The organism is Kutzneria sp. CA-103260 (assembly GCF_018263855.1).
In the GTDB taxonomy this organism is placed as follows: domain Bacteria; phylum Actinomycetota; class Actinomycetes; order Mycobacteriales; family Pseudonocardiaceae; genus Kutzneria.
The window spans coordinates 1,684,054-1,698,327 of the sequence record NZ_CP073318.1 but is presented as its reverse complement, the minus strand read 5'-3'; the positions used below and the strand labels follow the sequence as shown (position 1 = coordinate 1,698,327).

Annotated in this window: 12 protein-coding genes; 8 read left to right on the top strand and 4 right to left on the bottom strand. The window is 69.0% G+C overall.

Going from position 1 to position 14,274, the window contains the following annotated elements; translation table 11 throughout:
- Positions 1-14 precede the first annotated feature (14 nt).
- The 5 genes from JJ691_RS07530 to JJ691_RS07510 all read left to right on the top strand — a co-directional run bounded on the left by JJ691_RS07530 (position 15) and on the right by JJ691_RS07510 (position 5,348).
- A complete protein-coding gene (locus JJ691_RS07530) occupies positions 15-962 on the top strand; it encodes a PfkB family carbohydrate kinase (RefSeq protein ID WP_211768066.1) in 948 nt (315 codons plus the stop codon).
- 10 nt (positions 963-972) lie between these two features.
- Positions 973-2,247 (top strand): ABC transporter substrate-binding protein, encoded by a 1,275-nt coding sequence (locus tag JJ691_RS07525; RefSeq protein ID WP_211771335.1) that lies wholly within the window; start codon positions 973-975, stop codon positions 2,245-2,247.
- 88 nt (positions 2,248-2,335) lie between these two features.
- Positions 2,336-3,220, top strand: a complete 885-nt coding sequence (locus JJ691_RS07520; protein ID WP_211768065.1) for a carbohydrate ABC transporter permease — start codon at positions 2,336-2,338, stop codon at positions 3,218-3,220.
- Complete coding sequence (locus JJ691_RS07515) at positions 3,217-4,041, top strand: carbohydrate ABC transporter permease (RefSeq protein WP_211768064.1); 825 nt, start codon at positions 3,217-3,219, stop codon at positions 4,039-4,041. The genes JJ691_RS07520 and JJ691_RS07515 overlap by 4 nt, the downstream gene beginning before the upstream one ends.
- Complete coding sequence (locus JJ691_RS07510; protein WP_211768063.1) at positions 4,038-5,348, top strand: alpha-L-fucosidase; 1,311 nt, start codon at positions 4,038-4,040, stop codon at positions 5,346-5,348. The genes JJ691_RS07515 and JJ691_RS07510 overlap by 4 nt, the downstream gene beginning before the upstream one ends.
- On the opposite strand, the gene JJ691_RS07505 is transcribed toward JJ691_RS07510, so the two are convergent.
- Positions 5,325-6,050 (bottom strand): DNA alkylation repair protein, encoded by a 726-nt coding sequence (locus JJ691_RS07505; RefSeq protein WP_211768062.1) that lies wholly within the window; start codon positions 6,048-6,050, stop codon positions 5,325-5,327. The two genes, JJ691_RS07510 and JJ691_RS07505, sit on opposite strands and share 24 nt — an antisense overlap.
- 100 nt (positions 6,051-6,150) lie before the next feature.
- Here JJ691_RS07505 and JJ691_RS07500 point away from each other — a divergent pair, with 100 nt between their 5' ends.
- Positions 6,151-7,035, top strand: a complete 885-nt coding sequence (locus JJ691_RS07500; protein WP_211768061.1) for an amidohydrolase family protein — start codon at positions 6,151-6,153, stop codon at positions 7,033-7,035.
- Here the strand turns inward: JJ691_RS07500 and JJ691_RS07495 are convergent.
- The 3 genes from JJ691_RS07495 to JJ691_RS07485 form a co-directional block, all read right to left on the bottom strand.
- Positions 7,024-8,394, bottom strand: coding sequence for an amino acid permease (locus tag JJ691_RS07495; protein WP_211768060.1), 1,371 nt, complete (start codon positions 8,392-8,394; stop codon positions 7,024-7,026). The two genes, JJ691_RS07500 and JJ691_RS07495, sit on opposite strands and share 12 nt — an antisense overlap.
- Before the next feature lie 261 nt (positions 8,395-8,655).
- Positions 8,656-9,132 (bottom strand): hypothetical protein, encoded by a 477-nt coding sequence (locus JJ691_RS07490; RefSeq protein ID WP_211768059.1) that lies wholly within the window; start codon positions 9,130-9,132, stop codon positions 8,656-8,658.
- Between the two features lie 48 nt (positions 9,133-9,180).
- Positions 9,181-10,602, bottom strand: a complete 1,422-nt coding sequence (locus JJ691_RS07485) for an FAD-dependent monooxygenase (protein WP_211768058.1) — start codon at positions 10,600-10,602, stop codon at positions 9,181-9,183.
- 43 nt (positions 10,603-10,645) lie between these two features.
- On the opposite strand from JJ691_RS07485, the gene JJ691_RS07480 reads away from it, so the two are divergent.
- Together JJ691_RS07480 and JJ691_RS07475 are read left to right on the top strand one after the other, a co-directional pair.
- Positions 10,646-11,257 carry a TetR/AcrR family transcriptional regulator gene (locus JJ691_RS07480; protein WP_211768057.1) on the top strand — a complete coding sequence of 204 codons (612 nt, stop codon included), beginning with the start codon at positions 10,646-10,648 and terminating at the stop codon, positions 11,255-11,257.
- 83 nt (positions 11,258-11,340) lie between these two features.
- Positions 11,341-14,211: an NACHT domain-containing protein gene (locus JJ691_RS07475; protein WP_211768056.1), complete on the top strand. Its 2,871-nt coding sequence runs from the start codon at positions 11,341-11,343 to the stop codon at positions 14,209-14,211.
- The last annotated feature ends 63 nt before the right edge of the window (positions 14,212-14,274 follow it).

The following is a 14,274-nucleotide window of genomic DNA, read 5'->3' as shown; positions in this document are numbered from 1 at the left end:
CAGAAGGTTGCGCAGTGGCAACACCAGCCGCGGTCCCCGACGTCTTCCTGTCGGGCCTGCTCTTCTACGACATCGGCTTCGCCGGGCTGCCCGCCGCCCCGGCCGCCGGCGTCGAGGTGTGGGCCCGCGAGCGCGGCACCAGCCCCGGCGGAATCGCCAACTTCGCCGTGACGCTGAGCCGGCTGGGCCTGCGCACGTCGCTGGCCGCCGCGGTCGGCGACGACGTCACCGGCCGCCTGTGCTGGCAGGAACTCGAGTCCGACGGCGTCGACCTCTCGTTGTCGCGGCAGGTCCCGGACTGGCCAATGCCACTCACCGTGTCCCTCGCGTACGACAGCGACCGCGCCCTGATCACCCATGGCTCCGCCCCGCCGCTGTCCCCCGACGACCTCATCGACACGCCGCCGCCAGCCCGGGCGGCCGTCGCCCACCTCGGCCCGTCGCCGCAAGCCTGGATCGGCAAGGCCGTCGCCCAGGACACGCTGGTGTTCGCGGCCGCCGGCTGGGAGGAGGCATCGCTTCATCGCGAGGCGATCCTGGCCCAGTTGCCCGGCTGCCACGCGTTCCTGCCCAACGACCGCGAGGCCATGGCCTACACCCGCACGGATAGTGCCTCAGCCGCACTGTCTCGACTGGCCGATCTGGTGCCGCTCGCCGTCGTCACCCGCGGTGCCGACGGTGCGATGGCCATCGACGGCAGCACGGGCGAAACCGCCACCGTGCCCGGCGTCTCCGTGGACGCGATTGACACCACCGGCGCCGGCGATGTCTTCGGCGGCGCCTTGGTCTACGCCACCTTGGCCGGTCTGCCGCTGGCCGACCGACTCCGCTTCGCCGCCCTGGTCGCCGCGCTCTCCGTGCGGCGGATCGGCGGCGCCACCGCCGCGCCCCACTGGTCCGACCTGGAGCCCTGGCGGCGTCACGAGAACTACGCCTTCCTCGACGACCTCCCGCACGAGTAGGAGCGAGCCCATGGAACTCTCCCGCAGACGATTCCTCCAGGCGTCCGCGCTGACCGCCGCCGCGGCCGGATTCACCGCCGCCTGCGGCAGTTCCGGCTCCAGCGCCAACGGCAAGGACCTGACCCTGTGGTACTGGGGCGGCGGGCTCAGCGACAAGGTGGTGGCCGACGCCAAGACCCACTTCGCCGCCGACATCTCGCTGACCGCCAGCTCGGTCGGCGGCGACTTCAAGCAGAAGCTGGTGACCACGCTGGCCGCCGGCGGCAAGTCGGTGCCGGACATCACCGGCGTCAAGGGCGAGGACATGGCCTCGTTCATCCCCAGCGCCAGCCGGTTCCTCGACCTCAACGACCTCGGCTTCAAGGACGTGTCGTCGCAGTACCTGGCGTGGAAGATCAAGCGCGCCCAGACGCCGGACGGCAAGCAGATCGGCTTCCCGATCGACATCGGCCCGACCGGCATGTACTACCGCGTCGACCTGTTCGAGCAGGCCGGCCTGCCCACCGATCCGACCCAGGTCGCCGCGCAGGTCAAGTCCTGGGACGACTTCTTCGCCATGGGCGCGCAACTGCACCGGGCCGTGCCGAAGTCCTTCCCGATGCGCAACCTGCCCGAGCTGTTCAGCATCGTGATCAACCAGGGCACCAAGCGGTTCATCGACGAGAGCAACCACTTCATCGGCGACCAGGACCACATCCGCAACGCCTGGAACACCGCGGTCAAGGGCTTCACCGCGGGCCTGGACGGCAAGGTCGACGACAACAGCTGGAACGCCGCCATCGCCACCGGCACGCTCGGCGTCGAGCTCGGGGCCGCCTGGCACGCGCTGGACATCGAGCAGGCCGCGCCCGATCTGAAGGGCAAGTGGCGGGTCGCGCCGATGCCCGGCGGGCCCGCCAACGACGGCGGCTCGTTCCTGGCGCTGCCCAAGCAGTGCCGCAACCCCGACCAGGCATTCAAGATCATCAGCTGGATTCTCAGCCCCGAGAACGACGTCCGCGGCTTCACCGACGCGGCGCTGTTCCCGGCCGCCCCGGCCGCCTACAAGCTGCCGGCGATGACCGCGGGCGACCCGTACTTCGGCGGCCAGAGCACCATCGACGTGTTCGGCCCGGCGGCGCAGGCCATCCCGATCAGCTACGAGGCCCCGGCCGACGCGGCGGTGATGGCGCCGTACCGCACGGAACTGGGCAACATCGAGGCCAGCGGCAAGTCGCCGGACGCCGCCTGGCAGGACGCCGTGAGCCAGGCCAAGCAGATCGCCCAGCGGCAGGGGGTGAGCTGAGGTGGCGTCGCCGCCCGCCACCCGCCCGCGGCCGCTTTTCCGGCCCCGGCGAACACCCCCGCTCGACGCCCGACCACCTCGGCGCGGTGTGCTGTCGTACTGGCGGCAGTACCTGGCGATCTCGCCGTTCTACCTGGTGTTCGCGGTGTTCTCGCTGTTCCCGGTGTTCTTCTCGTTGTTCCTGGCCTTCCAGCACTGGGACGGCCTGGGCGAGATGCAGTTCGTGGGTCTGCAACAGTTCCAGTTCCTGGTGCGGGACCCGGTGTTCTGGCAGTCGGTGGGCAACACGCTGGCGATCTGGGTGCTGTCCACGGTGCCGACGCTGTTCGGGGCGCTGGTGCTGGCCGCGCTGGTGCACTCGGTGCGGCGCTTCAAGGGCTTCTACCGGATCGCCCTGTTCCTGCCCAACGTCACGTCCATCGTGGCCGTCACCATCTTCTTCGGCGCGGTGTTCAGCAACAACTTCGGTCTGGTCAACGCCGTTCTCGGCGCCGTCGGCATTCCGCCGGTGGCCTGGCTGACCAACCCGTGGCTGATCAAGGTGGTCATCGCGCTGCTGATGACCTGGATGTGGACCGGCTACAACATGATCATCTACCTGGCCGGGATGCAGGCCATCCCGGCCGAGATCCACGAGGCGGCCCGGATGGACGGGGCCGGGCCGGTGCGGTCGTTCTTCCGGATCACGCTGCCGATGCTGCGGCCGATCATCCTGTTCACCGTGGTCATCTCCACCATCAACGGCCTGCAGAGCTTCAGCGAGCCGCAGGTCCTGTTCGGCACCAACGCCGCCAACGCCGCTCTCGGCGGCCCGGGTCAGGCCGGCCTGACCACGCTGCTGTACTTCTACCAGGAAGCGTTCATGAACAACGACTACGGCTACGGGGCCGCGATCGTGTGGGCGTTCTTCCTGCTGATCATCGTCCTGGTCGTGGTGAACTGGCGGCTCGTGCAACGCGGGAGGAAGCCATGACCCGACGCTGGGGCGGGATCAGCACGCACGTCCTGCTCGTGGCAGCGGTGCTGATCTCGGTGTTCCCGTTCGTGTGGACGGTGGTGATGGCCACCAACACCACCACCGACATCTACCACAGCCCGCCCAAGCTCACCCCCGGCTCGCACCTGCTGGACAACATCGGCAACGTGCTGGCCAACGTCGACTTCTTCGGGTCGATGCTCAACACCCTGATCGTCGCCTGCGTGACCACCGCGCTGGTGGTGTTCATCGACTCGCTGGCCGCCTTCGCCTTCGCCAAGTTCGACTTCCCCGGCCGGAGAGTCCTGTTTGGACTGTTGCTGGTGTTCATGATGCTGCCGCTGCAACTGGGCACCCTGCCGCAGTTCATCATCATGTCCCAGATCGGCTGGGTCGGGACGCTGCAGGCGCTGGTGCCGCCGGCGCTGGCCAACGCGTTCGGCATCTTCTGGATGCGCCAGTACATCAGCGGCGGCGTGCCCGACGAACTGCTGGACGCAGCCCGCATCGACGGCTGCGGCTTCTTCCGCCAGTACTGGAACGTCGCCATGCCGCTGATGCGGCCCGCCCTGTCGTTCCTGGCGATCTACGCTTTCGTCAACGCGTGGAACGACTACATCTGGCCGTTGATCGTGCTCACCGACCCGGACCGGCTGACCCTGCAGGTCGCCCTGGCCCAGCTCAACGTCGGCCACAACACCGACTACAGCATGGTGATGGCCGGCGTGCTGATGGCCAGCGTGCCCATGGTGGCGGTGTTCGCGCTGTTCGCCCGCGGCTTCATCGCCGGCGCGACCGAGGGAGCTATTCGGGGATGACCTGGTTCCAGGACGCCAAGTTCGGCATCTTCATGCACTGGGGCGCGTACTCGGTGCCGGCCTGGGCCGAGCCGATCGGCGAGTTGGGGACGTTCGACTCGGAGTACTGGTTCGCGCACTGCCCGTACGCCGAGTGGTACTGGAACACCAGCCAGATCCCGGGCAGTTCTGCGTTTTCCTACCACGAGTCAGTCCATAATGGACGGCCGTACGACGAATTCCTCGACTCGTGGCAAGCCTCGCGCTTCGATCCGGCCGACCTGGCCGACCTGTTCGCTCGGGCCGGCGCCCGCTACGTCGTGCCGACCACCAAGCACCACGACGGCATCACGCTCTGGGACGCCCCCGGCACCGGCACCCGCAACACCGTCCACCGTGGGCCCCGCCGCGACCTGGTCGCCGAGCTGGCCCAGGCGTCTCGGAGCGCTGGCCTGCGGTTCGGCGTCTACTACTCCGGCGGCATCGACTGGCACGCCGGCCGTCGGGCCGTCATCCGGCACGAGGACCAGATCGACGATCACGGCCGAGCCAACGAGGCGGCCTACGCCGCGTACGCGCTGCGCCAGGTCCGTGACCTCATCGACCGCTACCGGCCCGATGTGCTGTGGAACGACATCGGCTGGCCCGACCTCGGTCTGGACGATCTGCCCGGACTGTTCGCCGCGTATCGCTCCGCGGTGCCGGAGGGCGTGGTCAACGACCGCTGGGAGGGCACCCATGGCCGCCGCCCGTCGGTCCAGGTCGACTTCCGGACCAGCGAATACCAGGCCAGCCGGGAGAACGAGGCCGGCGGGCCGTGGGAGAACTGCCGTGGCATCGGCTTCTCCTTCGGCTGGAACCGGGCCGAGGGCCCTTCGCACTACCTCAGCGTCGCCGATGCTGTGCGGCTGCTGGCCGACATCGTCTCGCGGGGCGGCAACCTGCTGCTGAACGTCGGGCCTCGTGATGACGGCACCCTTCCGTCCGAGCAGCGGGCCGTCCTGGAGGGCATGGCCTCGTGGATGGCCGTCAATTCCGGTGCTGTTCATGGGAGTCGGCCGTTGGACGACGTGACGCCTGTGGAGGGCTGTTGGGTCCGGTGGACTCAACGGGGTGATCACGCGTACGCCGTGCTCGCCGATGTCCCTTCGGGCGAGGTGACGCTGCTGCACCGCTCGGGCCTGCTCGATCCCGGGAGTGTCGTTCGGCTCGACGGCGAACCGGTCACGGCCCGGACTGTTCCGCAGGGCACGGTCGTCAGCGTCGGCGAGGTCGGGGCGCTGCCGGTCGTCGTGCGCTTCTCCTCACGGGAGGTCAGTGCTCGGTGAGATCGTCCCGGCCAGGAATTCCTTGCGCAGCTTGGAGTCGAACTTCTCGATGGCGTAGCGGAGCATCGTCCGGGGCATAGTCCGGTGGTGCCGGGCCAGCCAGGCCAGTGCCGCCTCGCGGTCCCGCTCGCCGACCTCGCGCAGCATCCAGCCCACTGCCTTGTGGATCAGGTCGTGGTCGTCGTGCACGAGCTTGTCGGCAAGGCGCAGTGTCCACTCGTGGTCGTCCCGGCGGATGAACGCGAAGGTCGCCATGATGGCGATCCGCCGCTCCCACCAGGCCTGTGACCCCGCCAGCTCGTTCAGCAGGCCTCGGTCACGGTCGATCAGCCACTCCCCCAGCAGCTGGAAGGCCGAGGAGTCCACCAGATCCCAATTGTTCACCGCCGCCGTGTCGGCGAGGTAGAGGTCGATGATTTCCTTCCTGCTGGCTTCGTCGGCCTTGGCGAACTTGCGCACCAGGATGAACAAGGCCGTCAGTCGCTCCTCGTGGGCACCAGTGATGAGCAGCGTGCGGACCTGGTCCAGTCCCAGCTCGGCAAACCGCCGCGCCACGCGCCGCTGATCCGGAACCGTCACACCCAGGAACCGGTCCCCCTCCCCGTAACCACCCGGCACGGCCTTGAAGAACCGGGCCTTGCCGTCGATCGTTCCCGGATCGGCCAACTCGACCAGCGCCTTCGTGACATCCCCTGCCTCCACGGCCGCCAAGCTACCCCGAGACTGTGCACGCAGCGCGGCGACTGTGCAGATCGCGCGACGATCATGGCTGGGGCGGGAGAACGGCCATACGGTCGGACGGGTGGCAGGAATCGACATGCACGCGCATCTGGCGCCACGGCACGACCTCGCGCCGATCTCATCGGACGTTCCCTCGGCGCTGTACGACCCGGACGAACTGGCACGGTGGCTGGACCTGACCGGCTTCGCCGAGGCTGTCGTGTCGGTGCCGCCGCCGTTCTTCCGGCAGCACCTTCCCGAGGAGGCGGCCGCCCGGTGGGTCGAGGTGGTCAATGACGGGATCTGCGCCGCCGTGCGTGGATATCCGCGGCTGCGGCCCCTGGGCTATCTCCCGCTGGAGCACCCCGAACTCGCCGTCGCCGAGTACGAACGGCTATGCGGCCTGCCGGTCGTCGGGGTGTGTGGCTCGGCCGGCGGCGGCTCCGTCTCCCTGGCCGACCCGCGGTTCGCCCCGCTCTGGCGAGCGCTGGACCGGGACGGCCGGATGCTCATGCTGCACCCCGGCACCGCCCCCGACCCCCGGCTGAAAGCCTTCTACCTGGCCAATCTGCTCGGCAATCCGACCGAGACGGCACTGGCCGCGGCCCAGCTGATCTTCGGCGACGTGCTGGCGCGCCACCCCGGCATGCGCGTGCTGCTGGTGCACTGCGGCGGCGCGGTGCCGGCGATGATCGGGCGGTGGCAACGGGGTTACGACACCAGCCGCCCGGGCATCAAGCCGCTGCTGGAGCCGCCCCGCGAGATGGTCCGCCGCCTGTACGTGGACTGTCTGGCCCACGATCCGCTGCTGGTGCGGCACGCCGTCGCCGTGTTCGGCCCGGACAAGCTGGTGGTGGGCAGCGACTGGCCGTTCGCGATGGGGCTCGACGACCCTCGCGGGCAGATCCGCGATCTCGGCCTGGACGACGCGGTGACCGCCAACGCGGTACGGCTCCTAGGATTGTGACCGCGCGCGACGCCACCAGAGCGAGACAGCCAGCACCACCACGACCAGGATGCCGGTGCTGGCCAACTGGCTGCGGGCGCTGGGGTCGGCGATCATGAGCGCCATGATCGCCACCATGGCGACCAGCGCCGCCCAGGTCAGGTACGGGAACCCCCACATCCGCACGGTCAGGCTCTCCGGCGCGGTGCGCTCCAGCTCGCGGCGCAGGCGCAGTTGCGCGCACGCCACGATGATCCACACCAGCAGCAGCATCGAGCCGACGGCGTCGAGCATGTACTGGAAGATGGTGTCGGGCCAGAACACGTTCAGCACCACGGCGACGAAGCCGAACACCACCGACACGGCCACGGCCGGGTAGGGCACGCCCCTGCGGTCCACCGTGGTCAGTGCGCGCGGGGCCTGGCCGCGCTGGGCCAGGGAGTACATCATGCGCGCCGCGCCGTACATGTTCGTGTTCAGGGCGGACAGCAGCGCCAGCAGCACGATCACGTTCATGATCTGGCCGGCGGCCGGGATGCCGATGTGCGTCAACACCGCCGCGAACGGACTCTGTCCGATTTGGACGCTCGTCCACGGCAGCAGGGTGACCACCACCAGCATGGAACCGATGTAGAACACCGAGATCCGCACCACCGCGGCGCGCACGGCCCGGCCGACGGCGTACGCCGGGTTGTCCGACTCGGCCGCCGCGATGGTCACGACCTCCAGGCCGCCGAAGGTGAACACCACCGCCAACAGCCCGGACACGACCCCCTGCCAGCCGTTGGGCAGGAACCCGCCGTTGCCGACGAGGTTGGCCGTGCCGACGAAGTGCGTGCCCGGCAGCACACCGAGGAAGGCCAGCACACCCAGGGCCAGGAACACCACGATCGCCGCCACCTTGAGCAGCGCGAACCAGAACTCGAACTCGCCGAACCTGGCCACCGCGGCCAGGTTGACCACGGTGAACACGGCCATGAAGGCGAACACCAGCACCCAGCGCGGGATGTCCGGCAGCCAGCCGTTGACGATGATCCCGGCGGCGGTGGACTCGACCGCCAGCACGACCACCAGCGTGGCCCAGTACAGCCAGCCGATGCTGAACCCGGCCCAGCTCCCGAACGCCCGCTCGGCGTGCACCGAGAACGAGCCACTGGTGGGGATGGCCGCGGCCATCTCGGCCATCATCCGCATCACCAGCATGGCCAGCGTCCCGGCCAGCACGAACGACAGCACGATGCCGGGGCCGGCCAGCCTGATGCCGGCGCTGGAGCCGACGAACAGACCGGAGCCGATCACCCCGCCCATCGCGAGCATGGTGAGGTGGCGCTGGCGCAGGCCGGCGGCCAGCCCTGGTTTCGCGGTGACTTCGGAACTCATGGGGAAATCCATAGCAGACACCGACGGACCCCCGGCCGTCGAGCACTCCTGGCAGCGCGACGCCGACCGACCCAGGCAATATGACTTGATAATCAAGCATCTCGGTTGGCAGGCTAGTTTTAGCTTAAACACCAAGTTAGTTGATAATCGAGAGATGTGATCGGCATGCGGCTGGTCAACGCTGTGCCCGCGTTGCGGCGCAAGTTCACCGAAAGCCTGTACGCCGACCGCAAATCCGACCGCGAGGACTGATCCCGGCCGCTACACCCCGACGATCCGCGCGGTGAACACAAGGTCGTCGAAGTCGGGCCCGCCGATGCCGTCGCTGCACCGGAAACGCCAGTGCCGCTCCCCCAGCTCGGTTACAGTCATGCCGGCATAGCGCAGCCCGGCGTCGATGCCGTCCGCCCCACGCCGCCACGCGTTCCACAGCACCACCTCGGCCGGCACGCGGTTGGTCAGGGTCGCGGTCACCACCCGCGGCGAGTTGTCGGCCCAGAACACCAAACGCCGGGACTTCTCGCCGTCGACCTCGAACATTCCCTTGGACGTCGCGCAGCACACCGCCTGCACCGGCTCGTCGACGTAGTCCTCGAACTCCACCACGAGCCGCGAGCCGCCGGCGACCGCGGGCACGACGTGTCGCAGCCGCACGGTGACGCCGTCGAAGTCAATGGCGGCGCCCTCGCTGAGGTATCGCTCGCCGAACTCCTCGGGCTCGATGTGCATGTCGCTCATCCCATCCCCTGTCGCCTGGATCCCTCGGGTCAGTAAATACCCGCCCGCTCAGACCCGGGCCGGCGCGGGGAAGCGGACTCCCAGGTCACGCAGCGCCTGGGCGATCACGTGATCGTCGGCGTCGTCGGCGGCCCACCAGACGTGCCCGTCGGGCCGGATCAGCATCGTGCTCTCGGCGGTGATCACCTCGATGCCCAGTTCCTCGGCCGCCGCGGCGGTAGCCGGTCCCAGCGCGGGCGTGCACAGCACCGGTCGGCCGTCCAACGAGACGTGTCCCCGCACCCTGATGCCGATCAGCGGATGGCCATCGGACTTGTAGGCGACGTCCAAAGCGGACAGTCGGCGGGCCAGGGCCAGCGCGAACTCGGGGACGTCCACGACCATGCTGTTCAGCAACGACCGCAGGGCCACGGTCTCCGGGGTGGTCGCGGCGATCAGCGCCGACTGGGCCATGGTGTGCTCGATGAGCTCTTCGCCGACTGCATGCCGCTCCTCGTGATAGTCGTCCAGCAGCGCGGGATCCGCGTCGCCCCGGGCCACGGCGGCCAGCCGCCAGCCCAGGTTCATCGCGTCCTGCACGCCGACGTTGAGGCCGACGCCGCCGGCCGGCACGTGCCGGTGGGCCGCGTCGCCGGCGAGCACCACCCGGCCCTTGCGGTAGTGCTCGGCCAGCCGGGTGGCGTTGCCGAACCGGGACAGCCAGGCCGGATCGTGCATGCCGAAGTCGCTGCCGGAGACGCGTTTCACCGTGGCCCGCAGGGCCTCCATGGTCATCGGGCCACGGTCGTTGTTGTCGTGCGCGTCGGTCCCGGCGAAGCGGTAGCGGCCGTCGGGCAGCAGCACGCTGAGGAACGCGCCGTGCTCGTTCTGCGCGCTGACCACCGGCGTCTCGGTCACCCGCACCTCGCCGAGGTAGTGGTAGCCCGTGGTGTCGGTGCCAGGGAAGGCGATCCCTGCCGCCGTGCGCACCACGCTGCCGACCCCGTCAGCGCCGACGACGTACTGGGTGTCGAGGGTGTAGTCGCCGTCCGGGCCGGTCACGTGCAGCCGCACGCCGTCGTCGTCCTGGTCGAGGCCGGTCACGGCGTGGCCGCGCCGGATCTGCACGCCCAGCCTGACCGCCTGCTCCTCCAGCAGCCGCTCCGTGCGCAGCTGGGGAATCGCCAGCATGTAAGGGAAGGGCGTGTCCAACACGCGGTAGTCCAGGCGGTTGGGCAGCATGCCGAAGTGCCAGGCCGGGACCTTCCGGCCCTCGTCGATCAGGCGCTGCGCCAGGCCACGCATGGCCAGCACCTCCAACGTGCGCGGCTGCACGCCCAGCGCCTTCGAGTACGGGCTGCGCTCCACTGCCCGCTCCAGGATCACCGCTCGGACGCCGCCCAGGGCCAGTTCCGCCGCCGTCCACAGGCCGACCGGGCCGGCCCCGACCACCACGACCGGTTCCCTTGATTGGATGCTCGTTGAATTCATAAGAATGACGTTACTACGAACTTGGGCGGGTAGCATCCTCCGCATGGCTGAGCGCGGCTACCGGTCCCCGGTGCGGGAGAAACACGCCGAGGACACCCGGCGGACCATCGTCGAGGCGGCCGCGGCGCTGTTCGCCGAGCGGGGCTACGGCCGGACCAGCGTCGCCGCCGTGGCCGCGGCCGCCGGCGTCGCCGTGAACACCGTCTACACCAGCGTCGGCGGCAAGCCCGCGCTGCTCATCGCCCTGGCCGAGGACGGCATCGCCGACGAGATCGCCGTGGAGATGGACGGGCGTGTCGCCGCCAGCACCGATCCCCGGGAGATCATCGGCCTGGTCGCCGACGCCACCGGCCGGGTGCGCCGCCGCCGGCAGCAGACCCTCGCCGTGCTGCTCGACAACCGCGACGCCGACCCCAACGTCGCCGCCGCCGCCGACGTCGCCGTCAAGGGCATCCGCGACCGCCTCGCCGTCGTCGCCGCCCGGCTCGTCGAGGTCGGCGGCCTCCGCGAGGGCTTGTCCCGCAAGAAGGTCGAGCAGATTCTCTGGTTCTTCTTCGGCATCGAGGCCTGGCGCACCGCCCGCGGCTTCGGCTGGAGCTGGTCCGAGGCGGGCAGCTGGCTCGCTGAGCAGGCCGGCCGGGCGCTGCTGCCCTGACGGGTGCCGGCTTGGCGATCCTGCGCCACGGCGGCCGGTAGTTGTGCCAACCTGGTTCGTTCTCGGACGACGGGGAGGCGCGGATGGCCGGCAGGGTGGCGTCGCGGATCGCGCTGTTCGTGGTGGGTGCGATACCGGGGGCCGCCGGCTTCTTCGCCGGTCAGCCGGTGTTGGGCGGTGCGCTGCTGGTCGCGTGCGAGGCGCTGGTCGCGGTCGGCTCGATCGCCGGCGACGTCGCCGCCGAGCTCCGGAAACGCTGGACGGCCCGGCTCGTCGACCGGGTGGACGCCGCCTTGAATCGTCGCGTCGCCGGCTTCGAGCGCGTCTACCGCGACAAGATGCTGAGCACCTTCCGTTTCATGGACTCCAAAGGCTTGCCCACCAAGGGCTTCTTCACCCCCGAGCTCGACGACGTCTACGTGCACGTCAAGGTCGCGCCCGGCGTCCCGCACAAGGTTCGAGCCGATCTGCTGGCCTCGGCCGAAGTCGCCGAACGGCACCAGCTCGGCGATTTCCTCAGCCATGCCGGCCCGCAGATCCTGGCCGTCGTCGGCGCGCCCGGCAGCGGCAAGACCACCCTGCTCCGGCACACCGCCAAGGAGGCCTGTGTCCGGCGGCGGGCCATCCCCGTGCTGCTCTACCTGCGTGATCACGTCGCCCAGATCGTGGAGGATCCCTCCGTCGCGTTACCCGTGCTGATCCGCTCGGCCCTGACCCGGCAGGGCATCACCGATCCCGACGGCTGGTTCGAGGACCGCTTGCAGACGGGCCGCTGCCTCGTCCTGCTCGACGGCCTGGACGAGGTCGCCCGTGCCGCCGACCGTCGTCTCATCGCCGAGTGGGTCGACGCCCAGGTCGCCCGCTACGCCAAGAACGACTTCGTCATCACCTCCCGGCCCGCCGGCTACCGCTCCGCCGAGATCGACAACGCCCGGGTGCTCCAGGTCTGCAACTTCAACTCCGAGCAGGTGCGCAGCTTCGTCCAGCGCTGGTACCTGGCTCTCGAGAAGGCCGTCACCAAGGCCGACGCCGATGTTGTCCAGAACCGGGCCCGCGAGTCCGCCGCCGACCTGCTCGAACGCCTCGACCGCGCCCCCGCCCTCTACGAGCTCACCGTCAATCCCCTGCTACTCACCATGATCGCCAACGTGCACCACTACCGCGGCGCCCTCCCCGGCAACCGAGTCGACCTCTACGGCGAGATCTGCCAGGCCATGCTCTGGCGCCGCCAGGAAGCCAAGAAGCTCTCCGCCGACGACGTCCCCGGCGAGAAGAAAGAGGCTCTCCTTCGCCGCCTGGCCTTCACCATGATGGAACGCGAACTCCGCGACCTCCCCCGCCCCGAAGTCCTGACCCTGCTCCGGCCCGCACTGCGGCGAGTGTCCCGTGACCTCACCGCCGAGGACTTCCTGGCCGACGTCAGCTCCAACGGCCTACTCATCGAACGGGAGAGCAGCCTCTACTCCTTCGCCCACCTGACGTTCCAGGAGTACCTGGCGGCGAGCTACATCCGCGACCGTAGCCTGGCCGGCGTCCTCGCCGCCAACGTCGACAACGTTTGGTGGCGGGAGACCACCCTCCTCTACACCGCCCGCTCCGACGCCGACGAGATCGTCCTGGCCTGCCTGGAGTCGGCGACCGTCCCAGCGCTTTCGCTGGCCTTCGACTGCGTGGACCAGAACAGCGAACTCGATCCCGAGCTTCGGGAGCAACTGGAAGAACTGCTCGCCACCGCGTTCAAACCAGACACGAACCCCGAGCAACGCCGCCTCATGACGGCCGTTGTGGTCATCAGGCACCTCCGCCAGCTCGTGCGCACCGACACCGGCATGGTGTGCGCCCGCCCGATCACCAACCAGATCTATCGGCTCTTCCTCATGGACACCGGCCGCCCGGAGCCCGACGGTTTCGACCCGTCCAGCCCTGACGACCACCTGGTCGTCGGTGTGCACGCCTCGGACGCGGCGACCTTCGCCGAGTGGGCCAGTGCTCTCACCGAGCACCAGACCGTCTATCGGTTGGTCCGGCGGATCGAGCTGTACAACGCCGATGTGAAGCGGACCATCATGGCATCGGCACCCAACGCCCCGAGTTGCGGCGTCTGGATGGACCCAAACTTCGATGACCAGTCCGATGTCCCGCACTTCTGGCCTTCCTCCACTGCAAACGAGGACCAGTACCGGGTCACGGCCCCGGAATTCACCGCGCAGGTACGGCGTGACGTGGAGCTCTTTCTACCCGACCTCATGCGACTGGCGCTGGTGCGCATGCTCATCGCAGTTGGCATGGAGGGCTACAACGCCGTTGAACTGGAAACTCACCTTCGAAGTCGACAGTTCCCCTTCGATCCCCAGGGCCGACAGACATTGGACACCGTCGTAGCCAACTTCCTGGAGATGCTGACGCCAGCCAACCACAATCGTGCCGACAAAATCATGGCGGCCGTCAGCCCGGAGTTGGCCAGCGTCCTCGCCCTCGAGCCGAGTTTCGACGGCACTCGAAGCGCGGACCAGACCATGGGAGTCGTCTGGTCCAGAACACTCCTCGATTTTCTACTCCAGAAAGCCAACATCACATCTTCGGATGATCTCGCCGGCACGTTTCTCCGCAACGTCGGCATGGCGGACAATGTCCACGTGTTGGCGCCGGCTGATGTGGCGGACAAAGCCGCCTTGCTGCGTGCGCTCGGGCATCTCGACCACACATGGGGCGGGCGGGTCGCCGCCGCGGTCGCGCAGATGGCGGAGTCGTTCGGCCGCTACACCCAGATGACCGAACGAGCCGCCGCTGCGCTTCGGCTGGCGGTGCTGTGTCTGGATCACGAGGAGGTCATGCGACTGGATCTCGACCTCGTCTTCGTCCCGCTGAAGATCGCCGCTGGCACGATGCTCATGGAGAAGCGCGCCCGGGGCGAGTCGCCGCCGACGGAGACGATCGTGCTGGCCGTGTCCTGAGTCGGCCTCGACGAACGACTGTGACCGGGGCTTGACGGCGGGAAAGGCGGGCGGCCAACATCC